The sequence below is a fragment of the Streptomyces sp. NPDC004539 genome (genome assembly GCF_040610055.1).
Lineage (GTDB): Bacteria > Actinomycetota > Actinomycetes > Streptomycetales > Streptomycetaceae > Streptomyces.
In genome coordinates, this window is the sequence record NZ_JBEXLS010000018.1 from 106836 (window position 1) to 129905 (window position 23070).

At 71.5% G+C, this 23070-nt stretch carries 17 protein-coding genes and 2 pseudogenes; 17 read left to right on the plus strand and 2 right to left on the minus strand.

The genetic code is table 11. The annotated features are described in order from the left end of the window. Positions 1–263 precede the first annotated feature (263 nt). From ABZX85_RS31915 to ABZX85_RS31945, 7 genes are all read left to right on the plus strand, one after another. Positions 264–1034 (plus strand): DeoR/GlpR family DNA-binding transcription regulator, encoded by a 771-nt coding sequence (locus ABZX85_RS31915; protein ID WP_355876199.1) that lies wholly within the window; start codon positions 264–266, stop codon positions 1032–1034. 62 nt (positions 1035–1096) lie between these two features. Beyond that, on the plus strand, positions 1097–2434 hold the full coding sequence (locus ABZX85_RS31920) for a sugar ABC transporter substrate-binding protein (RefSeq protein WP_355876201.1): 1338 nt from the start codon (positions 1097–1099) through the stop codon (positions 2432–2434). Beyond that, positions 2431–3366: a sugar ABC transporter permease gene (locus ABZX85_RS31925; protein ID WP_355876204.1), complete on the plus strand. Its 936-nt coding sequence runs from the start codon at positions 2431–2433 to the stop codon at positions 3364–3366. The genes ABZX85_RS31920 and ABZX85_RS31925 overlap by 4 nt, the downstream gene beginning before the upstream one ends. Beyond that, the gene (locus ABZX85_RS31930; RefSeq protein WP_355876207.1) at positions 3363–4187 is read left to right on the plus strand and encodes a carbohydrate ABC transporter permease; all 825 of its coding nucleotides are present in this window, start codon (positions 3363–3365) and stop codon (positions 4185–4187) included. Before ABZX85_RS31925 ends, ABZX85_RS31930 begins: the two co-directional genes overlap by 4 nt. Positions 4188–4218: 31 nt before the next feature. Next, on the plus strand, positions 4219–5211 hold the full coding sequence (locus ABZX85_RS31935) for a zinc-dependent alcohol dehydrogenase family protein (RefSeq protein WP_355876210.1): 993 nt from the start codon (positions 4219–4221) through the stop codon (positions 5209–5211). A 139-nt stretch (positions 5212–5350) separates the two neighbouring features. After that, positions 5351–8311 carry a S8 family serine peptidase gene (locus ABZX85_RS31940; protein ID WP_355876213.1) on the plus strand — a complete coding sequence of 987 codons (2961 nt, stop codon included), beginning with the start codon at positions 5351–5353 and terminating at the stop codon, positions 8309–8311. 195 nt (positions 8312–8506) lie between these two features. Next, positions 8507–9697 (plus strand): TerD family protein, encoded by a 1191-nt coding sequence (locus ABZX85_RS31945; RefSeq protein ID WP_355876513.1) that lies wholly within the window; start codon positions 8507–8509, stop codon positions 9695–9697. A gap of 380 nt (positions 9698–10077) precedes the next feature. Here ABZX85_RS31945 and ABZX85_RS31950 read toward each other — a convergent pair. Beyond that, positions 10078–10662 (minus strand): annotated as a pseudogene (locus tag ABZX85_RS31950) (MFS transporter); the annotation flags it as partial. Between the two features lie 708 nt (positions 10663–11370). Next, positions 11371–11940 (minus strand): annotated as a pseudogene (locus ABZX85_RS31955) (MFS transporter); the annotation flags it as partial. Positions 11941–12100: 160 nt separating this feature from the next. On the opposite strand from ABZX85_RS31955, the gene ABZX85_RS31960 reads away from it, so the two are divergent. The 10 genes from ABZX85_RS31960 (at position 12101) to ABZX85_RS32005 (ending at position 23050) form a co-directional block, all read left to right on the plus strand. After that, positions 12101–12853 carry an MBL fold metallo-hydrolase gene (locus ABZX85_RS31960; protein WP_355876216.1) on the plus strand — a complete coding sequence of 251 codons (753 nt, stop codon included), beginning with the start codon at positions 12101–12103 and terminating at the stop codon, positions 12851–12853. 156 nt (positions 12854–13009) lie between these two features. Further along, positions 13010–13666, plus strand: coding sequence for a GntR family transcriptional regulator (locus ABZX85_RS31965; protein WP_355876219.1), 657 nt, complete (start codon positions 13010–13012; stop codon positions 13664–13666). Continuing rightward, positions 13663–14574: a dihydrodipicolinate synthase family protein gene (locus ABZX85_RS31970; RefSeq protein WP_355876222.1), complete on the plus strand. Its 912-nt coding sequence runs from the start codon at positions 13663–13665 to the stop codon at positions 14572–14574. The genes ABZX85_RS31965 and ABZX85_RS31970 overlap by 4 nt, the downstream gene beginning before the upstream one ends. Continuing rightward, on the plus strand, positions 14571–16304 hold the full coding sequence (gene araD / locus ABZX85_RS31975) for an L-arabinonate dehydratase (RefSeq protein ID WP_355876225.1): 1734 nt from the start codon (positions 14571–14573) through the stop codon (positions 16302–16304). The genes ABZX85_RS31970 and araD overlap by 4 nt, the downstream gene beginning before the upstream one ends. Before the next feature lie 128 nt (positions 16305–16432). Beyond that, the gene (locus ABZX85_RS31980; RefSeq protein ID WP_355876227.1) at positions 16433–17368 is read left to right on the plus strand and encodes a sugar ABC transporter permease; all 936 of its coding nucleotides are present in this window, start codon (positions 16433–16435) and stop codon (positions 17366–17368) included. After that, positions 17365–18264 carry a carbohydrate ABC transporter permease gene (locus ABZX85_RS31985; RefSeq protein ID WP_355876229.1) on the plus strand — a complete coding sequence of 300 codons (900 nt, stop codon included), beginning with the start codon at positions 17365–17367 and terminating at the stop codon, positions 18262–18264. Before ABZX85_RS31980 ends, ABZX85_RS31985 begins: the two co-directional genes overlap by 4 nt. Beyond that, positions 18261–19544: a pectate lyase gene (locus tag ABZX85_RS31990; RefSeq protein ID WP_355876231.1), complete on the plus strand. Its 1284-nt coding sequence runs from the start codon at positions 18261–18263 to the stop codon at positions 19542–19544. The genes ABZX85_RS31985 and ABZX85_RS31990 overlap by 4 nt, the downstream gene beginning before the upstream one ends. A 4-nt stretch (positions 19545–19548) precedes the next feature. Beyond that, positions 19549–20694 (plus strand): Gfo/Idh/MocA family oxidoreductase, encoded by a 1146-nt coding sequence (locus ABZX85_RS31995; RefSeq protein ID WP_355876233.1) that lies wholly within the window; start codon positions 19549–19551, stop codon positions 20692–20694. Then, a complete protein-coding gene (locus ABZX85_RS32000; protein WP_355876235.1) occupies positions 20691–21554 on the plus strand; it encodes a PmoA family protein in 864 nt (287 codons plus the stop codon). Before ABZX85_RS31995 ends, ABZX85_RS32000 begins: the two co-directional genes overlap by 4 nt. Then, positions 21551–23050 carry a family 43 glycosylhydrolase gene (locus ABZX85_RS32005; protein ID WP_355876238.1) on the plus strand — a complete coding sequence of 500 codons (1500 nt, stop codon included), beginning with the start codon at positions 21551–21553 and terminating at the stop codon, positions 23048–23050. Before ABZX85_RS32000 ends, ABZX85_RS32005 begins: the two co-directional genes overlap by 4 nt. Positions 23051–23070: the final 20 nt, after the last annotated feature.

Genomic DNA, 23070 nt, shown 5'->3' on the forward strand with positions numbered 1-23070 from the left:
TCACGCGGGCGGGCACCGAACGGGCCCGCCCGCAGCCCTGTCCGGGCACCGCCCCTGCCCGCCCCGCGACGACCGCGCAGGTCCGGGCGGGCGCGCGCGTGCCCGGAGCGGGCCCGAACGGGCCGCATCCGCCGTGTGACGGACCTGTTCAGGGCCTCGGCCCGCCGGTAGAACTTCCCCCGTGAGCCCGAACGGGTCCCCTGAGGCCCCTGAGGGGCCGCTGTGTGCCCGAACGGGCATCCGACGGGAAGTAGGCGGTGGCCGTGGACGCGAGGACCGCAGAAGAGCGCCAGCGCGAGATCGTACGTGTCGCCCGCGCCACCGGCGCGGTCGACGTCAACGCCCTCGCCGCCGACCTCGGCGTGGCCAAGGAGACCGTACGGCGCGACCTGCGCGCCCTGGAGGACCACGGACTGGTCCGCCGCACCCACGGCGGCGCCTACCCCGTGGAGAGCGCCGGATTCGAGACGACCCTCGCGTTCCGCGCCACCAGCCACGTCCCGGAGAAACGCCGGATCGCCGCCGCCGCGGCCACCCTCCTCGGGGACGCCGAGACGGTCTTCGTCGACGAGGGCTACACCCCGCAGCTCATCGCCGAGGCGCTGCCCCGGGACCGCCTGCTGACCGTCGTCACCGCGTCCCTCCCCGTGGCGGGCGCGCTCGCGGCGGCCGACAACGTGTCCGTGCTGCTGCTCGGCGGGCGCGTGCGCGCGGGGACGCTCGCCACCGTCGACCACTGGACGACGAAGATGCTCGCCGGGTTCGTCGTCGACCTCGCCTACCTGGGCGCCAACGGCATCACCCGGGAGCACGGCCTCACCACCCCCGACCCGGCCGTCGGCGAGGTCAAGGCACAGGCCGTGCGGGCCGCGCGCAGGGTCGTCTTCACCGGGGTGCACACCAAGTTCGGGGCGGTGAGTTTCTGCCGCTTCGCGCAGGTGGGCGAGGTGGAGACGATCGTGACGAGCACGGCGCTGCCGGCGAGCGAGGCGCACCGGTACTCGCTGATGGGACCGCAGGTCCTGCGGGTCTGAAAAACCAACCCGGTCAATAAGTCACTTTTTCCTACGCGCCATCACCTCATAGGGAGCGTCGCATGCGCGTCCCCGTCCTGCTGTCCGCCCTCGCCCTCCTACTCCTGTCCGGCTGCTGGACCGGCGCCGGAGGGTCCGGTTCCGGCGGCGACTCCATCAACGTCCTCATGGTCAACAACCCCCAGATGACCGAACTCCAGAAACTCACCCCCGACCACTTCACCAAGGCGACCGGCATCAAGGTCAACTTCACCGTCCTCCCCGAGAACGACGTCCGCGACAAGATCAGCCAGGACTTCGCCAACCAGGCCGGCCAGTACGACGTCGCCACCCTCTCCAACTACGAGATCCCCATCTACGCCCGCAACGGCTGGCTCCACCCGATGGACGACTACCTCGCCAAGGACCCCGCGTACGACGAGAAGGACGTCCTCGCCCCCATGCGCGAGTCGCTCACCGGCGACGACGAGCTGCTGTACGGGCAGCCCTTCTACGGCGAGTCCTCGTTCCTGATGTACCGCAAGGACCTCCTCGCCGCCCACGGCCTCACCATGCCCGCCCGCCCCACCTGGACCCAGGTCGCCGACCTCGCCGCGAAACTCGACGGCGCCGAACCCGGCATGAAGGGCATCTGCCTGCGCGGCCTCCCCGGCTGGGGCGAGGTCATGGCCCCCCTCACGACCGTCGTCAACACCTTCGGCGGCACCTGGTTCGACAAGGACTGGAAGGCCCGCCTCGACTCCCCGGAGTGGCAGCGGGCCGTCTCCTTCTACGTCGGCCTGGTCCGCGACCACGGCGAGTCCGGCGCCGCCCAGTCCGGCTTCGCCGAGTGCCTCAACAACATGACCCAGGGCAAGACCGCCATGTGGTACGACGCCACCTCCGCCGCCGGCTCCCTGGAGGCCGACGGCTCCCCGGTCAAGGGCAAGATCGGCTACGCCCCCGCGCCCGTCGAGAAGACCGACGCCTCCGGCTGGCTCTACACCTGGGCCTGGGGCATGGAGAAGGCGTCCCACAACGCCGACAAGGCATGGAAGTTCATCTCCTGGGCCTCCGGCAAGCAGTACGAGCAACTCGTCGGCGAACAGATCGGCTGGGCCAACGTCCCCGCGGGCAAACGGAGTTCCACGTACTCCTATCCCCAGTACCGGCAATCGGCCGCCGCCTTCCAGGAGATGACCCGCGAGGCCATCGAGGCGGCCCGCCCGAACGACCCCGGCGTCCAGCAACGCCCCGCGCCCGGCATCCAGTTCGTCGGCATCCCCGAATTCACCGACCTGGGCACCAAGGTCTCCCAGGAGATCAGCGCGGCGATCGCGGGCCGCCAGTCCGTCGAGGCCGCGCTGACGAAGTCCCAGCGACTCGCCGCCAAGGTATCCGAGGAGTACGAGGGCCGATGACCGCCACAACTCCCGCCGTAGCGAACCCCGTTCGCACCCCCGCGACGCCGTCCCCGAACCGGATGCGCGCCTGGGCCACCCGCGCCCCCCTGCTCCCCGCCCTGGTCTTCATGATCGTCGTCACCCAACTGCCGTTCGTGGCGACCGTGGTGATCTCCCTCTTCGACTGGAACGCCCTCTACCCCGACGCCCGCAGCTTCACCGGCCTCGACAACTACCGGCAGGTGCTGACCGATCCGGACCTGCGCCACTCCGTGTGGACGACCGTCCTGCTCACCGCGTCCGTCGTGATCGCCAGCCTCCTCATCGGCCTCGCGCTCGCCCTGCTGCTCGACCGCCGCTTCAAGGGCCGGGGCGTCGTCCGCACCCTCCTCATCGCCCCCTTCCTGGTCGTGCCGGTGGCCGCCGCACTGCTGTGGAAACACGTCCTCTACAACCCCGAATACGGGCTGCTGAACGGCCTGTTGCACTACGTCGGCGGACCGCAGCCCGACTGGATCTCCAGCACCCCGCTGCTCGCCGTCGAGGCCGCGCTCGTCTGGCAGTGGACGCCGTTCATGATGCTGATCCTGCTCGCCGGACTCCAGAGCCGCGACCGCGAACAGATCGAGGCCGCCCGCGTCGACGGCGCCGGCGACTGGCAGGTGTTCCGGCACCTCACGCTGCCGCATCTGCGCCGCTACCTCGAACTCGGCGCGCTCCTCGGCTCGATCTACATCGTCCAGAACTTCGACGCCGTCTTCACCATCACCTCCGGCGGCCTCGGCACCGCCAACCTCCCCTACACCGTCTACCAGAGCTTCTACCAGGCCCACGAGAACGGGCTCGCCTCGGCGGCCGGTGTCCTCGTCGTCATCGGCTCGCTGATCATCGCCACGCTCGCGCTGCGCGTGGTGTCGTCCCTGTTCCGCGAGGAGGTGTCGCGCGCGTGAACGCCGTACGCAGCAAGGGACTCGGGCTGCTCGCCTGGTTCCTGGGGATCGTGTTCTTCCTGCCGATCGCGTGGATGGCGCTGACGTCGTTCCACTCGGAGACGGACGCCGCGACCAACCCGCCCTCTTTCACCGCCGCGCTGACGCTCGACGGGTACCGCGACTTCTTCGGCGTCGGCGGCGGGGCGAGCCCCTGGCCGTCGCTGATCAACTCGACGGTGGCGTCGGTGAGTTCGACGCTGCTGGTGCTGCTGCTCGCGCTGCCCGCCGCGTACGCGCTGTCGATCAGGCGGGTGCGGAAGTGGACGGACGTCCTGTTCTTCTTCCTGTCGACGAAGATGCTGCCGGCCGTCGCCGGGCTGCTGCCGATCTACCTGTTCGCGAAGAACACCGAACTCCTCGACAACATCTGGCTGTTGGTTCTGCTCTACACGTCCATGAACCTGCCGATCGCGGTCTGGATGATGCAGTCCTTCCTGTCCGAGGTGCCGGTCGCGGTGATCGAGGCGGCGCGCGTCGACGGGGCCCGGCTGCCGACGGTCCTGCTGCGGGTCGTCGCGCCCATCGCGCTGCCCGGGATCGCGGCGACCGCGTTGATCTGCTTCATCTTCAGCTGGAACGAACTGCTCTTCGCCCGGGTCCTGACCGGGGTGGTCGCCGAGACCGCGCCCGTCTTCCTCACCGGGTTCATCACCAGCCAGGGCCTGTTCCTCGCGAAGGTGTGCGCCGCGTCCCTCGTCGTCTCGCTGCCGGTGCTGGCGGCCGGGTTCGCGGCGCAGGACAAGCTGGTCCAGGGCCTGTCGCTGGGAGCCGTCAAGTGAACACGTACGCAAGCGAGTGGGGAGCCACGACATGAAGGCCGCCGTCATCGAGTCCGTGGGCCGGGCCGTCGTCACCGAGGTGCCCGACCCGACGCCGGGGCCCCGGGACGTCGTCGTCGAGGTCGCCGCCTGCGGGCTGTGCGGCACCGATCTGCACATCCTCCAGGGCGAGTTCGCGCCCAGGCTGCCGATCGTGCCGGGCCACGAGTTCGCCGGGGAGATCGTCGGACTGGGCTCCGCCGTCACCGAGTTGAGGATCGGCGACCGGGTCGCCGTCGACCCCTCGCTCTACTGCCACGAGTGCGGGTACTGCCGCAGCGGCCACAACAACCTCTGCGAACGCTGGGCCGCGATCGGCGTGACGACGGCCGGGGGAGCGGCCCGGTACGCGCTCGCGCCGGTCGCCAACTGCGTACGCCTCCCGGACCACGTCCGCACCCAGGACGCCGCGCTCGTCGAGCCACTGTCCTGCGCGGTGCGCGGCTACGACGTCCTGCGCGCCCGCCTCGGCGCGCACGTCCTCATCTACGGCTCGGGGACGATGGGCCTGATGATGCTGGAGCTGGCCAAACGGACGGGCGCGGCGAGCGTCGACGTCGTCGACCTCAACCCGGCCCGGCTGGAGACGGCGAGGCTGCTCGGGGCGTCCAACTCCGGTGCCGGAGCGGACGAGTTGGACCGGCCCCAGGGCTGGGACATCGTCGTCGACGCGACCGGCAACGCGGCGGCCATCCAGGACGGGCTGGGGCGGGTGGCGAAGGCGGGCACGTTCCTCCAGTTCGGCGTCGCCGACTACGCGACCCGGGTCACCATCGACCCGTACCGCATCTACAACCAGGAGATCACCATCACCGGTTCGATGGCCGTCCTGCACAGCTTCGAGCGGGCGGCGGAGCTGTTCGCGGGAGGGGTGCTCGACCCGGACGTGTTCATCAGCGACCGGCTCCCGCTGGAGAGCTACCCGCAGGCGCTGGAGCAGTTCGCCAAGGGTGTGGGGCGCAAGATCGTCGTAGTACCCCGGTAGGGGTTTCGGCAGGCGCCATTCCCTTTCGGGCCGCACCCTGTGCACCATGAACCGCCAACCGCCACAGGGCGGTTGGCGGCTTCCCGCACGGATCACGGAAAGGGCGAGGCCCTTTCCTCCTCGTCTCTGGGGGGACTTCATGAACCGAAGACCGACGACGGTCGGTGTGTCCGTCGCCGCCCTGCTCCTGGCCGCCGCACCACTCGCGGCCCCAACTGCCGCCGCCGACACGGCGGATGCCCCGACTCCTATATCCGGCCGCTACCTCGTCACCCTCGCCGACCAGCCGATCGCCACCTACGACGGCGGCGTCGACGGCATCCCCGCGACCAAGCCTGACGCGGGCGAGAAGGTCGACGTCACCACCGACGAGGCCCGCCGCTACCGCACCCACCTCGTCGACGAGCAGAACGCGGCGGCGAAGAAGGTCGGCGCGAAGGTCGCCCGGCACTACTCCGTCACCACCAACACCTTCTCCGCGAAGCTCACTCCGGCCCAGATCCTCAGGCTCTCCGCGACGAAGGGCGTCATCTCCGTCACCCCCGACCGGGTGCACCAGGCGACCGACGACAAGAACTCCGTCGACTACCTGCACCTGTCCGGCCGCAACGGTCTCTGGTCGGCGCTCGGCGGAACCGCCAACGCCGGCAAGGGCGTTGTCATCGGCGACCTCGACACCGGCATCTGGCCCGAGAGCGCCTCCTTCGCCGCCCCCGCCCTCACGGCCGCCAAGCCCCCGGCGTGGGACAAGTACCGCCCCTACCTGAAGGGGACGACGACCGTCATGCGCAAGACGGACGGCGCGACCTTCACCGGGACCTGTGAGACCGGCGAGGAGTTCACGGCCGCCGACTGCAACCGCAAGGTCATCAGCGCCCGCCAGTACGGCGACGCCTGGCGCGAGTGGGTGCCCGAGGCCAACCGCGCCGACTACATGTCCCCGCGCGACGGCGGCGGCCACGGCTCCCACACCGCCTCCACGGCGGCCGGCAACACGAACGTGGCCGCCTCGATCGACGGCCGCTCCTACGGCAAGATCTCCGGCGTCGCGCCCGGCGCTGCCATCGCCGTCTACAAGGTGCTCTGGGAGAGCAAGGACGGCACCCAGTCCGGCGGCCTGACCAGCGACATCGTCGCCGCGATCGACCAGGCCACCGCCGACGGCGTCGACGTCATCAACTACTCCATCGGCAGCAGCTCCGAATCCCCGGTGGACGACCCGATCCAGATCGCGTTCCGCAACGCGGCGGCGGCCGGCGTCTTCATCTCCACCTCCGGCGGCAACTCCGGCCCCGGCGCCAGCACGCTGGACAACATCGCGCCGTGGACGACGACCGTCGCCGCCAGCACGATCGAGCCGTACAAGGGCACGGTCGTCCTCGGCAACGGCGAGCGCTACACCGGCATCAGCACGTCACTGGCCGGTACGGTCGGCCCCGCGCCGCTGGTGCGCTCGACGGCCGTGAAGAACGCGGGCGCGAGCGCCGCCGACGCCGCGATCTGCGCCCCCGGCACACTCGACCCGGCACTGGCGGCGGGGAAACTCGTCGTCTGCGACCGGGGCGTCGTCGACCGGGTCGCCAAGTCCGCCGAGGCCAAGCGCGCCGACGCCGTCGGCATGGTCCTCGTCAACGTCTCCCAGGGCAGCACCGACGGCGACTCGCACAGCCTGCCGACGGTCCACCTCAACGTCCCGGACTCCACCACCGTCCGCACCTACGCGGCGGGCGCGGGCGCGACGGCCTCCCTCGTCGTCGGCGGCGCGGACATCGCCTACCCGCAGGTCGCCGGGTTCTCCTCGCGCGGACCCTCGCTCCAGAACAACGGCGACATCCTCAAGCCCGACATCTCCGCGCCGGGCGTGACGATCCTCGCGGCCGTCGCCCCGCCGTCCAACCGGGGCCACGACTTCGACTTCTACTCCGGTACGTCGATGTCGGCGCCGCACATCACCGGGCTCGCCGCGATCTACCTCGCGCTGCACCCCAAGTGGTCGCCGATGGCCATCAAGTCGGCCATGATGACGACCACCTCGCCGACCCTCACGCCCGAGGGCAAGGCCAGCGAGGACGTCTACGCGCAGGGCGCCGGCGAGGTCTCCGCATGGCGGATGCTGCGCCCCGGCCTCGTCTACGACTCCTCCGAGCGCGACTGGCTGCGCTACCTGGAGGGCCTCGGCATCGACACCGGGACCGGCGCGAAGCCGATCGACGCCAGCGACCTCAACTCGGCGTCCATCGCCGTCGGGGACCTCGTCGGCAGCCAGACCGTGACCCGTACGGTCACCGCCGTCACGCCGGGCGTCTACCGGGCCTCCGTCGACCTCCCGGGCGTCAAGGCGACCGTCAAGCCGTCCACCCTGAAGTTCACGCGGCCGGGTGAGCGCAAGACGTTCACCGTCAAGCTCGACGTCACCACCGCGCCCGTCGGGGTCGCCGACACCGGGTCGCTGACCTGGTCGTCCGGCCGGACGACCGTCCGCAGCCCGATCGTCGTCACCCCGCAGGCCGTCCGCGCGCCCGCGCGGGTGACCGGGAGCGGCGCCGCCGGGCAGGTCTCCTACCAGGTCACCTCCGCCGCCACCACGTTCACCGCGACGCCGACCGGGCCGGTCTCCGCCACGCCCGACAGCGGGACGCTGACCGGGGCCGACGAGGTCGACTACCTGCCGTCCGTCGCCGCCGGGACCAAGGCCGCCGAGATCACCGTGCGGTTCGGGGCGACGACCGGGGTCGTCGGGTTCGTGTACGGCCGGATCGTCGACGGACAGCTCGTCGACACGGCCGTGGCGCTGCCCGACGCGCAGGGCGTCGCCAATGTCGTGCTGACGAAGCCGGAGGCGGGGACCTACCTCGTCGCCGTCATCCAGGAGGCCGGGGCGAGCACTCCGGGGACGACGCCGTACACGTACCAGTTCAACGCGGTCGGCTCCGGTTCGGTTCCCGCCGGGTCACTGTCCGTGACGCCGGCCTCGGCGACGTCCACTCCGGGGACGCCGCTGAAGGTGACGGCCGCGTGGTCCGGGGTCGGGACCGGGGGACGGTCCACCGGATGGGTCGAGTACGCGAGCGGGGCGGGGACGGTGGTGAGCCTGAACTGAGCTCCGCGCTGTGAGCTTCGGTGGCCCTGTTCCCGGAGGACTTCCGGGGGCGGGGCCACCGGGGTGACCGGGGTGACCGGGGTGGGGGCCGTTCGGCTCGACCGGGGTCGGGTCGCTCGTTCGAGTGAAGGACGGACTGGGGAGCGGGTAAGGGAACGGCAAAGTGGTCTCGTTCGTTCACCCGGCATGACCGCTATGACCCCCGGCTCGAACATCCCTCTCCCCGTCGCGAGAGTGACGGTGGACGTCTCCGCGCCCGTGCGGCTCGACGTCTCGGGCCTGCTGCTCACCGCCGACGGCAAGGTGCGCTCGGACGACGACTTCATCTTCTACAACCAGCCGAACGGCCCCGGGGTGACGTACCGCTCCGGCGGAGGTTCCGCCCCCGACGCGATCGTCGTCGACACGACCGCGATCCCTCCCGGCATCGAGAAGATCGTCGTCACCGCCAGCCCCGACGCGGCGGGCCAGACCTTCCAGGGCGTCGAACCGACGGCGACGATCCGAGGCGCCGACGACAACGCCGTCATCTCGACGTTCACCCCGCCCCAGCTCGGCGCCGAGACGGCCCTCGTCATCGTCGAGATCTACCTGCGCAACGGCGCCTGGAAGGCCCGCGCGGTCGGCCAGGGGTACGCGAACGGCCTGGCCGGCATCGCGACGGACTTCGGGGTGACGGTGGAGGAACCGGCACCGGCGCCCGTGCCGACGCCCGCGCCGGTGGCGCCCGCCCCCACGCGGGCCGTCGCCTCGACGCCGCCGCCCGCCGCCGCGCCCCCGATGCCGGCCGGGCCCCCGCCCGGCGCCGGGAAGATCAACCTCGACAAGGGGCGCGTCAGCCTCCAGAAGAACCAGACCGTGTCCCTGGTCAAGGGCGGGGCGCCCCTGCTCTCCCAGGTCAAGATGGGGCTCGGCTGGGAACCGGCGTACCGGGGCCGCGACATCGACCTCGACGCGTCCGTCATCGCCTACGGGCCGCAGCGCAACCACATCGACAGCTGCTACTTCGGCAAGCTGGCGATCCTCAACGGCGCGATCAAGCACTCCGGGGACAACCTCACGGGCGAGGGCGGCGGTGACGACGAGGTGATCGTCGTCGACCTCGGCCGTATCCCCCAGGAGGTCTCCGGGCTCGTCTTCACCGTCAACTCCTTCTCCGGCCAGAAGTTCACCGAGGTCGCCAAGGCGTACTGCCGCCTGATCGACGCCGCGTCCGGCGAGGAACTGGTCCGCTTCGACCTGACCAGCGCGGAGCCGCAGACGGGGGTGATGATGGCCAAGCTCATCCGGCAGTTCTCCGGGGAGTGGGAGATGACGGCGATGGGCGAGTTCGTGAAGGCGCGGACGGTACGGAACATGGTGAAGCCGGGGAGCCAGGCGCTGTAGCGCGCGGGGGTGGGGCGGGCGGCTCGGGGCGGGTGGCGCGGCCTGGCCCGGCTGGTACGGCCCGGTCCGACTCCGGACGGTCCGGCTCGGCCAGGCTCCCGACGGCCTGGCTTGGCTTCGGTCGGCTCGGCCCGGCTTCGGACGGTCCGGCTCGGTCCGGGCTCCCGACGGCCTGGCTCGGCTTCGGCCAGCCCGGCTTCGGCCGGCCCGGCTCCGGAAACCTCGGCTCCGGACAGCCCGGCTTCGAAAACCTCGGCTCCGGACAGCCCGGCTTCGAAAACCCCGGCTTCGGACAGCCCGGCTTCGAAAACCCCGGCTTCGGACGGCGGGGCGCCTCCTGCAAGGCCACGCAGGAGGCCGCCGGCCCTCCGGGAAGTTGCTCAGCGGTCGGCCGTCTCTGGGGCGCGCTCACGGAGCCCGCCCCGCAGCAACGGCAGCGCGGTGGCGAGCCACACGGCCGCGAGGGCGACCAGCGCCGGTCGGTAGTCCACCAGCTCCACCAGCGCCGCGCCCACCCCGAGGCCGATCACGTTCGGAGCGTACACGAGGGTGTTCGCGGTGGCGACCGCCCGCCCCAGCATCTCGTCCGGCGTCTCCCGCTGGACGGCGGTGAGCGCGGCGATGAGGACGCAGGGCAGGCCGATTCCGATCATCCCGGCACACACGAGCGCCACCGCGTCGTACGGAATCGCCCGCAGCCCCACCGCGACGGCCGTCACCCCGATCCCCCACGCCGCGAACCGCCGCTCCCCGAGCCACCGCGACACCCGCCCCGACACGAGCCCCACCCCCACGGACCCGGCCCCCTGCACCGCGTACAACGCCCCGGCGAACGCGGGGGAGTGCCCGAGCCCGTCGATCACCGCGTAGATCAACGCCCCGTTCACCCCGGCACACAGCATGCTGACGCCCCCGGCGAGAACGAGAGGCCGCAGCCGGGGATGCCCCCAGAGATGCCGGGCACCGGCGAGGGCGGGGGACAGGGCAGGCGCGAGCACCCGCCGAACCCGCCCGGAGACGACCCGTACGAGTCCCCCGGGGTTCAACTCGGCGTCCCGCAAGCCCCGTCCGTCGACCCGGCGCAGCACCCGGGGCCGTCCCGTCTCGGCCGACGGGTCGAAGCCGGCGGCGTGTCCGAGAACCCTGCCGCCCGGCCCGGCCTCCTGCGGCCTGGCCTCGCGGGGTCCGGCCTCCTGCGCTCCGGCCCCCTGCGCTCCGGCCTCGCCCGGTCCGGCCTCCTGCGGCCCGGCCTCCTGCGGCCCAGCCTCCCGCGCCCCCGCCGGTCCACCCCCCGGCCGCCCCGACTCCCAGGACGACCCTTCCCCTGGCTGCCTCGCATCGGCGGGGTGCCCAGCCCCGGAGCGTCCTCGCGTCGATGCTCCGTCCGCAGCCTCGGCCCGTCGGCCCTCCGTCCGGCCCGACCCCGCACGGCCGGTCTCACGTCCCCCCACCCGCCCCGCGTCCCCGGTCCGAGCCTTCTCCGCATCCCCGACCCGAGCCTGCCCCGCGTCCCTGGTCCGAGACCTCTCCCCGGCCCGAGCCCCCTCCACCTCCCCAGCCCCGGCCCGCCCGACCCCGGGTTCTCCCGGTGTGTCCTCGCCCGCCGCCACCTGCCCCGCGCCCGCGCCCGCGCCCACGGCTCCGCGCCCGCGCCCGCCCCCAGCCCCACCCCCCACCCGCAACCCCGCATAAACCCCCGCCGCCACCACGAACGTCGCCGCGTCCAGCAGTACCACCGCAGGCCCGCCGTACAGCGTGTACAACCCCGCCCCCGCCAGTGGCGAGACCAGTTTCATGCCCTCCGTGATCGCCATGCGCAGGCCGTTGAAGTCGGGGAGGAGGGGGGCCGGGAGGGTGGTGGCGACGAGGGCGGCCTCGGCGGCGTCGTTGACGACGCCTGTCGCGCCGTAGAGGAGGAGGACCGCGAGGAGGAGCCAGACGAGGTCGGGGGAGTCGACGGTGAGGAGGACGGGGAGGAGGGCGGCGAGGAAGAGGCTGGAGGAGATGAGGAGGGGTTTGCGGGGGAAACGGTCCGCGAGGGCGCCCAGCAGGGGCCCCGCGAGCGTCGGCGTCCACATCGCGAGCAGGCACAGCGCGGCCAGCCCGTCGGACCCGGTGAGATCCTTGACCCAGACCCCGGAGACCAGCCAGAGCGCGGACGTCCCGAACCCGGAGATCACCACGCCGGTGAGGTAGAGAGCCGCGTCACGATCCCGCAGTACGGCCCAGGTGTTTGTCGTCATGCCTGGTCATCGTGGGTCTAAGGGGGTACAGGAGGCATCGGGGAAATGCCTTAGGTACGACGCCGGCGACCCCACCGCCCCTGAGTCCCACCCCTCGAAATCCCCGCAGATCCCCCCGATCCCCGGACGCCCCACCACCCCCGCCCGTACCCTCCGACGCATGCCCCTGAGCCTCACCGTCCTCGGCACCGCCTCCCCCTACCCCGCGCCGGACCGCCCGTGCTCGGGCTACCTGCTGCGCGGCGGAGGCGCGGAGGTGTGGGTGGACGCGGGCCCCGGCACCTTCGCGGAGTTGCAGCGGCACACCGACCCGCGAAAGCTGACGGCGATCTGGCTGTCGCATCTGCACGCCGACCACAGCGCCGACCTCCTCGCGGCGGTGTACGCGTTCGCGTTCGGCGGCATGACCCCGGCCGCCCCCATTCCCGTGTACGCCCCACGGGACTGCGCGCTGCGGCTCGCCGGCTTCCTCGGCCGGGCGGACGTCCGCTTCCTCAGCGGAATCCTCGACTTCAGGCCCCTGTACGACGGCCTCCTCGTCCGGCACTGGAACCTCCGCCTCGCCGCGCGGGCGGTCCGGCACGGCACGGAGGCGTACGGGCTGCGCGCGGAGTGCCAGGGCAGCGTCCTCGCGTACTCGGGGGACACCGGCCCGTGCGACGCCCTCACCGAACTCGCCTCAGGGGCCGACGTGTTGCTGTGCGAGGCGGACATCGACCGGCATCGCGAAGGCGAACAGGTCCACATGACCCCGCAGGACGCGGGCGAGGCGGCGCGCAAGGCCGGCGTACGGGAACTCCTCGTCACGCACGTCGGCCCGACGCTCAAGCGGCAGACGGCGACCGGCCGCGCCGCGCTCGCCTTCGGCGGCCCCACCCGCATGGCCCGCGAGGGCGAGACGTTCCGCTTCTGACCACTTCGCCCTCCCGGCCCACGCGTTTCTCAACTTCCTTCTGTCAGAAGCATTGACGAAACACACACCCCCTTCCTACCTTCAACGCGTCGTACTTCGTACGTCATATATGAGACGCGATACGCGAGATCAGATACGCGACTTCGAGAGGCGCGCATGACCTCTGTGCCCACGCCGATCCCCTCCCGGACGCAGTACGTCCTGGAGGAGATCAAACGCCGCATCCTCACCGGGCGCCTGACGCCCGGTCAGGCCCTGGTGGAGACCGAACTCGCCGCACACTTCGGGGTGTCCAAGACCCCGGTGCGCGAGGCGCTCAAGACCCTGGCCGGCACCGGTCTCGTCGTGATGAGCCAGTACAAGGGCGTCACGGTGCGCATGGTGGACGCGGACATGGCGCGCGAGGTCTACGACGTACGGCTCCTGCTCGAACCGGAGGCCCTGCGGCGGACGGTGAGCCGGGGAGCCTCCCTGGACGCCGCCCGCTCCGCGCTGACCCGCGCCGACGAGGCCGGCGACACCGCCGAACGCTCCCTGGCCAACCGGGAGTTCCACCGCGCCCTGTACCTGCCGTGCGGCAACCCGCTGCTCGGCCGGATGCTCGACGAGGTCCGCGACCAGGCCGCCCTGGTCTCCGCCGTGGCCTGGGCGTCGTCCCCGTCCTGGGAGCGCGAGGCGGGCGAGCACCGCGAGATCCTGCGGCTCGCCCTCGCCGGTGACGCGGACGGCGCGGCCCGCGCGCTGCACTCCCACATCGGGTCCTTCGTCGAGCGCGCTTTCCCCCACGAGGCGAACCAGGAAGGCCAGGAATGAGCAACGTGGCGTTCGAGACCCAGCGCGCGGCCCTGGCCGACGTCGTCGCCATCCCGGTGACCCCGTTCGCCGAGGACGGCAGCCTCGACGAGGCCGTCTGCCGCACCCTGCTGCGCCGTCTCCTCGACGGCGGGATCACCACGCTCACCCCCAACGGCAACACCGGGGAGTTCTACACACTGACGCCCGAAGAGCGGCGTACGGTCACGGAGTTGACCCTCGACGAGGTCGGCGGCCGGGCCTCGGTGCTGGTCGGCGTCGGCCACGACGTCCCGAGCGCCGTCGAGGCCGCCCGCCACGCGCGGTCGTCCGGCGCCCAGATGGTGATGGTCCACCAGCCGGTGCACCCGTACGTCTCGCAGGCCGGCTGGGTCGACTACCACCGTGAAATAGCGGAAGCCGTACCGGAGTTGGGTGTCGTGCCGTACGTCCGCAACGCGCAGTTGCGCGGGGAGCGGCTCGCCGAACTCGCGGACGCCTGCCCGAACGTGATCGGCGTCAAGTACGCCGTCCCGGACGCGGCCCGCTTCGCCGCGTTCGCCCGGGACGCGGGCCTGGAGCGGTTCGTGTGGGTCGCGGGGCTCGCCGAGCCGTACGCGCCCTCGTACTTCTCGGCCGGTGCGACCGGCTTCACGTCGGGGCTCGTGAACGTCGCCCCGGCCGTCTCGCTGAACATGATCGAAGCGCTTCGATCCGGTGACTACCCGGCCGCGATGAAGGTCTGGGAGCAGATCCGGCGCTTCGAGGAGCTGCGCGCGGCGAACGGCTCCGCGAACAACGTCACTGTCGTCAAGGAGGCTCTCGCCTCGCTCGGCCTGTGCCGCAGGGAGGTGCGCCCGCCGAGCCGGACGCTGCCCGAGGACGAGCGCGCCGAGGTCGCCGCCATAGCCGCCGGGTGGTCCATATGAACGCACCTCGCAAAGCTCCCGAGGAACTGAGAAGCCATCAGTGGTACGGCACGGAAGGGCAGTTGCGCACCTGGTCGCACAACGCCCGGATGAGGCAGCTCGGTTACGAGTCGGAGGAGTACCGGGGCCGCCCGGTGATCGCCGTCCTCAACACCTGGTCGGACATCAACCCCTGCCACGTCCACCTGCGCGAGCGGGCCGAGGCCGTCAAGCGGGGGGTGTGGCAGGCGGGCGGCTTCCCGCTCGAATTCCCGGTCTCCACCCTCTCGGAGACCTACCAGAAGCCGACCCCGATGCTCTACCGCAACCTCCTCGCGATGGAGACGGAGGAGCTGCTGCGGTCGTACCCGGTCGACGCGGCCGTCCTGCTCGGCGGCTGCGACAAGTCGACGCCCGCCCTCCTGATGGGCGCCGCCTCGGCTGACGTACCGTCACTCTTCGTGCCTGCCGGGCCGATGCTGCCCGGACACTGGCGCGGCGAGACCCTCGGCTCCGGCACCGACATGTGGAAGTACTGGGACGAGCACCGAGCCGGGAACCTGACGGACTGCGAACTCCGGGAACTCCAGGGCGGGTTGGCGCGCAGCCCCGGCCACTGCATGACGATGGGTACGGCGTCCACGATGACGGCCGCCGCCGAGGTCCTCGGCATGACGCTGCCGGGCGCCTCCTCGATCCCGGCCGTCGACTCGGCGCACGAGCGGATGGCCGCCGCCTCCGGACGCCGGGCGGTGGAGCTGGCCTGGACGGGGCTGAAGCCGTCGGCGATCCTCACCCGCGAGGCGTTCGAGGACGCCGTCACGACGGTGCTCGGGCTCGGCGGCTCCACCAACGCGGTCATCCACCTCATCGCGATGGCGGGCCGGGCGGGGATCAAGCTCACCCTGGACGACTTCGACCGCATCGCCCGCACGGTCCCGGTCCTCGCCAACGTCCGCCCCGGCGGCCGGACTTACCTGATGGAGGACTTCTACTTCGCAGGTGGCCTGCCCGCCTTCCTGTCCCGCATCACCGACCTGCTCCACCTGGAGCGGCCCACGGTGAACGGCACGTTGGGCGAGCAGCTCGACGGCGCCGTCGTCCACAACGACGACGTCATCCGCCCCCGCGGCAACCCGGTCGCCGCCGAGGGCGGGGTCGCCGTCCTGCGCGGCAACCTCTGTCCCGACGGCGCGGTCATCAAGCACATCGCCGCCGACCAGAACCTCCTCAAGCACACCGGCCGCGCGGTCGTCTTCGACGACTACAAGACCATGCAACGGACCATCAACGACCCCGAGTTGGGTATCACCGCCGACACGGTCCTGGTCCTGCGCGGCTCCGGTCCCAAGGGCGGTCCCGGGATGCCTGAGTACGGCATGCTGCCGATCCCCGACCACCTGCTCAAGCAGGGCGTCCGCGACATGGTCCGGATCTCCGACGCCCGGATGAGCGGCACGAGTTACGGCGCCTGCGTCCTGCACATCGCGCCCGAGTCGTACGTCGGCGGCCCCCTCGCCCTCGTGCGCACCGGCGACACCATCACGCTGGACGTCGCCGCCCGCACACTCCAACTCGACGTGGACGACGAAGAGTTGGCGAACCGCCGGGCGGACTGGACGCCCCCGGCCACCCGTTACGAGCGCGGCTACGGCGCCCTCTACAACGAGCAGATCACGCAGGCCGACACCGGCTGCGACTTCGAGTTCCTCGCGCGCCCCGGCAAGGTCCAGGACCCGTACGCCGGCTGAACCACCCCGCACGGTACGACCAGGCACTGTCACGCCTGTGAAGAAAGCGCTTACCGCACCGCTGTATCGCCGCACCGCCGCACCCGAACGTGCTCACCGCACCGCCGTACACGAACGGAGAGACAGTCATGGCCCAAGCCGCAGCCGTGGCGAAAAAGCCCGCGCCACCCCGGCGGCGCCGGGCCTCCGCCACCCCGCGCAGGCTCCCGTACCTGCTGATCGCGCCGGCCGCCCTGCTGATGCTGGGCTTCATCGCCTACCCCGTGATCAGCGTCTTCTACTACAGCCTCCAGCACTTCAACCCCACCAAGCCCTGGCGGGACGGCTTCGCCGGACTCGACAACTTCCGGCAGATCTTCACCGACGACCCGCAGTTCTGGGACACGCTGACCTTCAGCGCCAAGTGGGTCTTCGTCGAGGTGGGCCTTCAGCTGCTGTTCGGCCTCGCACTGGCGCTGATCGTCAACCAGACGTTCGTAGGCCGGGCGTTGGGGCGCGCGCTCGTCTTCTCCCCATGGGCCGTCTCCGGTGTGCTGACCTCCGCGATCTGGGTCCTGCTCTACAACTCCCAGACGGGCATCACCCGTTACCTCGCGGACATGGGCATCGGCTCGTACGGCACGAGCTGGCTGTCGGACACCTCGACCGTCTTCCCCGCCGCGATCGTCGCCGACCTGTGGCGCGGGGTGCCGTTCTTCGCGATCCTCATCCTCGCCGACCTGCAATCCGTCTCGAAGGACCTGTACGAGGCGGCCGAGGTCGACGGCGCGAGCCGCCTCAAGCAGTTCTGGCACATCACGCTGCCGCACCTGAAGGACGCGATCATCCTCTCCACACTGCTGCGCGCGGTCTGGGAGTTCAACAACGTCGACCTGCTCTACACGCTGACCGGCGGCGGACCCGCGGGCGAGACGACGACCCTCCCGCTCTACATCGCCAACACCAGCGTGGAATCCCACAACTTCGGCTACGCGTCCGCCCTGACCACGGTCGCGTTCGTGATCCTGCTCTTCTGCTCGATGGTCTATCTGCGGCTGAGCAAGTTCGGAGGCGAGTCCAAGTGATCACCGAGGAAGCCACCGTGGCCGCCCCCGCCCCGGAGCGCGACACCCCCGAACCGCCGCGCCGTCCGGTCAAGCACCGCCGCGCCTGGGACGAGGTCCCCCGCTGGCAGATCTACCTGCCGCTCTCGATCTACCTCGTCTTCACGCTCATCCCCTTCTACTGGATTCTCCTCTTCGCGCTCCGCCCGGCCGGCTCGACCTCCCTCGTGCCCTGGCCGATCACCTTCGACCACTTCGAGAAGGTGTGGACGGATCGGGAGTTCGGCACGTACTTCGAGAACAGCGTGTACGTCGGCGTCGCCACGCTCCTCGTGACGACCCTGGTCGCCCTCACCGGCGGCTACGCCCTCGCCCGCTTCGACTTCAAGATCAAGAACGGGTTCATGCTCGCGCTGCTCTGCTCGCAGTTCGTGCCGGGCGCCCTGCTGCTCGTCCCGCTCTTCGAGATCTTCGCCGAGCTGAAGATGATCAACTCGCTGACCAGCGTCATCATCGCGGAGACGGTCTTCCAGCTGCCGCTGTCGATGATTTTGATCAGCAACTTCATCAAGAACGTGCCGTACTCCCTGGAGGAGGCGGCCTGGGTCGACGGCTGCAACCGGCTCACCGCGTTCCGGATCGTCGTCCTGCCGCTGCTGCGGCCCGGGATCATCGCGGTCGGCTCCTTCGCGTTCGTCCACTCCTGGAACCACTTCCTGTTCGCCCTGATGTTCCTCAGCAACCAGGACAAGCAGACGATCCCCGTCGGCCTCAACACCCTGATGAGCGCCGACAGCGTCGACCTCGGGGCGCTCGCGGCGGGTGGCATCATCGCCGCCGTCCCCGTCGTGATCGTCTTCGCGTTCATCCAGAAGTGGCTCATCACCGGGTTCAGCGCGGGGGCGGTGAAGGGATGAGACCCCGTCAACTCGCCGTCGTGGCTGCCCTGTTGCCGTTACTCGCCCTCCCGGCCCACGCCGAGGCCCGTGACGCGAGCCGCGACACCCTCCCCGCGAACGACGGCTGGGCGTCGTACGGCACCGGCACCACCGGGGGCTCGGCCGCCGACGCCGCGCACGTCTTCACCGTCACCACCCGCGCCGAACTCGCCCGCGCGCTCGACGGCGGCAGTGACACCCCGAAGATCATCAAGGTCGCGGGGACGATCGACGCGAACACCGACGACTCGGGCCGCCGCCTGGACTGCGCCGACTACGCCACCGACGGCTACGACCTGAAGGCGTACCTCGCCGCGTACGACCCCCGTACCTGGGGGGCGGCCAAGCCCGCCGGACCGCAGGAGGACGCCCGCCAGGCGTCGGCGGCCCGGCAGGCCGAGCGCGTAGTCCTCAAGGTGGGGTCCAACACCACCCTCGTAGGGGTCGGCAAGGCCGTCGTCAAGGGCGCGAACCTTCAGGTCAGGAACGCCACCAACGTCATCGTCCGCAATCTCGACCTGCGCGACGCCTACGACTGCTTCCCCGTCTGGCAGCCCAACAACGGCGGTCTCGGCGACTGGAAGACCGCGTACGACAACCTGTGGCTCTCCGGCGCCACCCACGTCTGGGTCGACCACGTCACCTTCGGTGACCAGGGCCACCCGGACGCCGACGAGCCCACCTACTTCGCCCGCAACTACCTGCGCCACGACGGCCTGCTGGACATCACCAACGCCTCCGACCTCGTCACCGTCTCCTGGAGCCGCTTCGCCGACCACGACAAGGCGATGCTCATCGGCTCCGGCGACACCGCCACCGGCGACCGGGGCAAGCTCCGCGTCACCCTGCACCACAACGAGTTCCGCGGCGTCGTCCAGCGCGCGCCCCGCGTCCGCTTCGGACAGGTGCACCTCTACAACAACCGCTATCTGGTGACCGGCGACGACTACCGCTACTCGATCGGCGTCTCCACCGAGTCCGCGATCGTCGCCGAGAACAACGCCTTCCACGCCCCCGGCCACGTCGAGGTCGCCGACCTGGTCAAGAGCTGGAACGGTACCGCCCTCCAGCAGAGCGGAACCCTCTTCAACGGCTACCCCGTCGACCTCCTCACCATCTACAACGCCTACAACTCGGGCAGCGAACGCGACCTGACGGCCGACGCCGGCTGGACCCCCACCCTGCACACGAAGATCGACAGTGCCCGCGAGGCCGACCGCCAGGTCGCCCGTGGCGCGGGCGCGGGAAGGCTGCCGTGACCCCATGAGCATCGACATCGTCCTCGCCGGGGCGCGCGGTCACGGCCGCTGGCACCTCGACAACATCCTCCGCCTCCAGGACAAGGGCATCGTCCGCCTCGCCGGGATCTGCGAACTCACCCCGCTCACCCCGGAGGAGATCCCCGCAGGGCTCGGCGCCCCCGCCCAGTCCGCCGACTTCGGCGCCCTCCTGGACGCCACCGGCGCCCGGATCGCCGTCATCTGCACGCCGATCCCGACCCACACCGACCTCGCGCTGACCGCCGCGAGCCGGGGCGTCCACCTCCTGCTGGAGAAGCCGCCCGCGCCGTCCTACGCGGAGTTCCGCCGGATGGCCGACGGGGTCGCCGAAGCGGGCGTCGCCTGCCAGATCGGCTTCCAGTCGCTCGGCTCGCACGCCGTCCCCGCGATCCGGGAGCTCATCGCCGACGGCACGATCGGCGAGGTCACCGGGGTCGGGGGAGCGGGCGCCTGGGCCCGCGCCGAGTCCTACTACCGGCGCGCCCCCTGGGCGGGCAGGCGGCGCCTGAACGGCGTCGACGTCATCGACGGGGCCCTCACCAACCCCCTCGCCCACGCCGTCGCCACCGCCCTCGCCCTGGACGGCGCCGTCCGCGCCGAGGACGTGGCCCGCGTGGAGACCGAGCTGTTCCACGCCAACAGCATCGAGTCCGACGACACCTCCTGCGTACGCGTCACCACCTCCCACGGCCGTCCGGTCACCGTCGCCGCGACGCTGTGCGCCGAGCGGCCGGGCGAGCCCTACGTCGTCGTCCACGGCGGCAAGGGCCGGATCACCTACTGGTACAAGCAGGACCGCGTCCTCCTCCAGCGCGCCGGGCACGGCCCGGAGGAGTACGAGTACGGCCGCACCGACCTCCTCGAAAACCTCGTCGACCACCTGACGGACACCACCACCCTTCTCGTCCCACCCGACTCCACCGGCGCCTTCATGACGGTCGTGGAAGCGATCCGCACCGCCCCGGACCCCGCCCGACTGCCCGAAAACGCCTGGTACCTCCTGAACGACGAGGAACGCCGGGTGGTTCCCGGAATCGACAGCCTCGTGGAAAAAGCCGCGGACTCCCTCTCCCTCTACTCCGAACTCGGCGCCGCCTGGGCCCCGCCGAAAGAGGTGAGCACCCGATGACCGCCCCCGACACCGCCGTCCTGTACGTCGCGGGCCGCCCCGTCGGCCGCTACGTCACCCGCCCCGAACTTCCCGCCCGGCTCTCCCCCCGCCCCTACCTCCACCCCGTCACCACCCTCGCCGGCACGGCGGTCACCGAGCTGACCCCGGCCGACCACCTCCACCACCTCGGCGTCGGTGTGGCCGTACCCGACGTCGAGGGGTTCAACTTCTGGGGCGGGCGCACGTACGTCGAGGGGCAGGGTCCGACGGAGCTGGACAACCACGGCGTCCAGCGCCACACGGGCTTCCAGCTCCGCGACCCGGACGGGTTCGTGGAGGAGCTGCGCTGGGTCACGGCGGGAAGCCCGGGAAGCCCGGCACGCGAGCTGCTGCGCGAGCGCCGTACCGTCGCCGCCACCGAACTCGCCGACACCGCCTGGGCGTTGGACTTCACGTTCTCCCTCACCAACCCGGGCCCCGGCCCGCTGTCCATCGGCAGCCCCGCCACCAACGGCCGCCCCGGCGCCGCGTACGGCGGGTTCTTCTGGCGGGCCCGCAAGGAGAGTTCGGCGCCGGACGTGTTCACCCCCTCCACCGAGGGCGAGAGCGAGACGCACGGCACGCACGCCGACTGGCTCGCGCTGGCCGGCACCGACTGGACCCTCGTGTTCGCGGGCGCCACCGACCTCACCCGCCGCGACCCCTGGTTCGTGCGGACCGCCGAATACCCCGGCGTCGGCTCGTCGTTGGCCTCCGCCGAACGGCTGCCGGTGCCGCCCGGTGAGACCGTCGTCCGGCGCATCGTCACCGTCGTCGCCGACGGGCGCCTCGGGCGCGACGAGGCGAGCGCCCTGGTCCGGAAGGCGGTCAGCCAGTGACGTACACCAACCCGGTCCTGAACGCCGACTGGTCCGACCCCGACGTCCTGCGCGTCGGCGACGACTTCTACCTCACCGCGTCCAGCTTCGGCCGCGCCCCCGGGCTGCCGCTGCTGCACTCCCGCGACCTCGTCAACTGGACGCTCGTCGGCCACGCGCTCCAACTCCTGGAACCCGCAGCCGAGTTCCGCGGCCCCCGGCACGACTGCGGGGTCTGGGCGCCCGCGCTGCGGCATCACGACGACCGGTTCTGGATCTTCTGGGGCGACCCCGACCAGGGCATCTACCAGGTCAACGCCCCCGAGATCAGGGGCCCTTGGACCCGCCCGCACCTCGTCAAGGCCGGCAAGGGCCTCATCGACCCCTGCCCGCTGTGGGACGACGAGACCGGCGAGGCGTACCTCGTGCACGCCTGGGCGAAGTCCCGCTCCGGCGTCAAGAACCGGCTCACCGGCCACCGGATGAACCCTGACGGACGGTCACTTCTCGACGAGGGCAAGGTCATCGTCGACGGGGACCGCATCCCCGGCTGGTTCACCCTCGAAGGGCCCAAGCTCTACCGGCACGAGGGCCGGTTCTGGATACTCGCCCCCGCCGGGGGAGTGGAGACCGGCTGGCAAGGGGCCTTCCGGGCACGGGAGTTCTTCGGCCCCTACGAGGAGCGCATCGTCCTCGAACAGAAGGACACCGCCGTCAACGGCCCCCACCAGGGCGGCTGGGTGCGCACCCCGGGCGGCGAGGACTGGTTCCTGCACTTCCAGCAGCGCGGCGCCTACGGCAGGGTCGTCCACCTCCAGCCGATGCGCTGGGACGACGACGGCTGGCCCGTCATCGGCGCCGACGGGGCCCCCGTCGCCGTCCACGAACGCCCCGCGCTGCCGCCGCAGCCGGACGCCTCGCCCGCCACCGACGACGACTTCCCCGGCGGACGCTTCGGCCGCCAGTGGGCATGGACGGCGAACCCGCAGGACGGCTGGGCGACCCAGCACTCGGGGGACGGCCTGAGGCTGTCCTGCGTGCGCACCGCCGACGCGCACGACCTGCGGAAACTCCCGAACATCCTCACCCAGCGGCTCCCCGGCACACCCTCGGCGGTCGAGGTCCACCTCGAACTGCCCAGCGAGGACCCCGGCGCCCGGGGCGGACTCGCCGTCCTCGGCGACGCGTTCAGCTGGATCGGGCTCCAGCGCGGACCCGACGGGACGGTCCACCTCGTGCACCGGTTCGCGGAGGGCGTCGCCGACCGGGAACGCGACGCCGCGCACCCCCGCCTGGTCCCGACGGGCCGCGTACGCCTGCGCGTCGAGATCAGCGAGGGCGCCCGCTGCCGGTTCCTCTACGACATCGGCGAGGGCCTGCGCCCGTCGGGTCCCGTCTTCGCCGCCACGCCCTGGCGGTGGGTCGGCGCCCTGCTCGGCCTCGTCTCCCTCGCCCCCGAGGGCAGCGGACACGCGGGCTCCGCCGTCTTCACCCGCTTCCGGATCAGTCCTCTGTAATCAACTCCGCATACACAGCA

Excerpts from the sequence above, each read along its gene's own strand:
- ABZX85_RS31920 (WP_355876201.1), top strand. The coding sequence starts at position 1,097 with ATGCGCGTCCCCGTCCTGCTGTCCGCCCTCGCCCTCCTACTCCTGTCC.
- ABZX85_RS31925 (WP_355876204.1), top strand. The coding sequence starts at position 2,431 with ATGACCGCCACAACTCCCGCCGTAGCGAACCCCGTTCGCACCCCCGCG.
- ABZX85_RS31935 (WP_355876210.1), top strand. The coding sequence starts at position 4,219 with ATGAAGGCCGCCGTCATCGAGTCCGTGGGCCGGGCCGTCGTCACCGAG.
- ABZX85_RS31940 (WP_355876213.1), top strand. The coding sequence starts at position 5,351 with ATGAACCGAAGACCGACGACGGTCGGTGTGTCCGTCGCCGCCCTGCTC.
- ABZX85_RS31945 (WP_355876513.1), top strand. The coding sequence starts at position 8,507 with ATGACCCCCGGCTCGAACATCCCTCTCCCCGTCGCGAGAGTGACGGTG.
- ABZX85_RS31960 (WP_355876216.1), top strand. The coding sequence starts at position 12,101 with ATGCCCCTGAGCCTCACCGTCCTCGGCACCGCCTCCCCCTACCCCGCG.
- ABZX85_RS31965 (WP_355876219.1), top strand. The coding sequence starts at position 13,010 with ATGACCTCTGTGCCCACGCCGATCCCCTCCCGGACGCAGTACGTCCTG.
- ABZX85_RS31970 (WP_355876222.1), top strand. The coding sequence starts at position 13,663 with ATGAGCAACGTGGCGTTCGAGACCCAGCGCGCGGCCCTGGCCGACGTC.
- araD (WP_355876225.1), top strand. The coding sequence starts at position 14,571 with ATGAACGCACCTCGCAAAGCTCCCGAGGAACTGAGAAGCCATCAGTGG.
- ABZX85_RS31980 (WP_355876227.1), top strand. The coding sequence starts at position 16,433 with ATGGCCCAAGCCGCAGCCGTGGCGAAAAAGCCCGCGCCACCCCGGCGG.
- ABZX85_RS31990 (WP_355876231.1), top strand. The coding sequence starts at position 18,261 with ATGAGACCCCGTCAACTCGCCGTCGTGGCTGCCCTGTTGCCGTTACTC.
- ABZX85_RS31995 (WP_355876233.1), top strand. The coding sequence starts at position 19,549 with ATGAGCATCGACATCGTCCTCGCCGGGGCGCGCGGTCACGGCCGCTGG.
- ABZX85_RS32000 (WP_355876235.1), top strand. The coding sequence starts at position 20,691 with ATGACCGCCCCCGACACCGCCGTCCTGTACGTCGCGGGCCGCCCCGTC.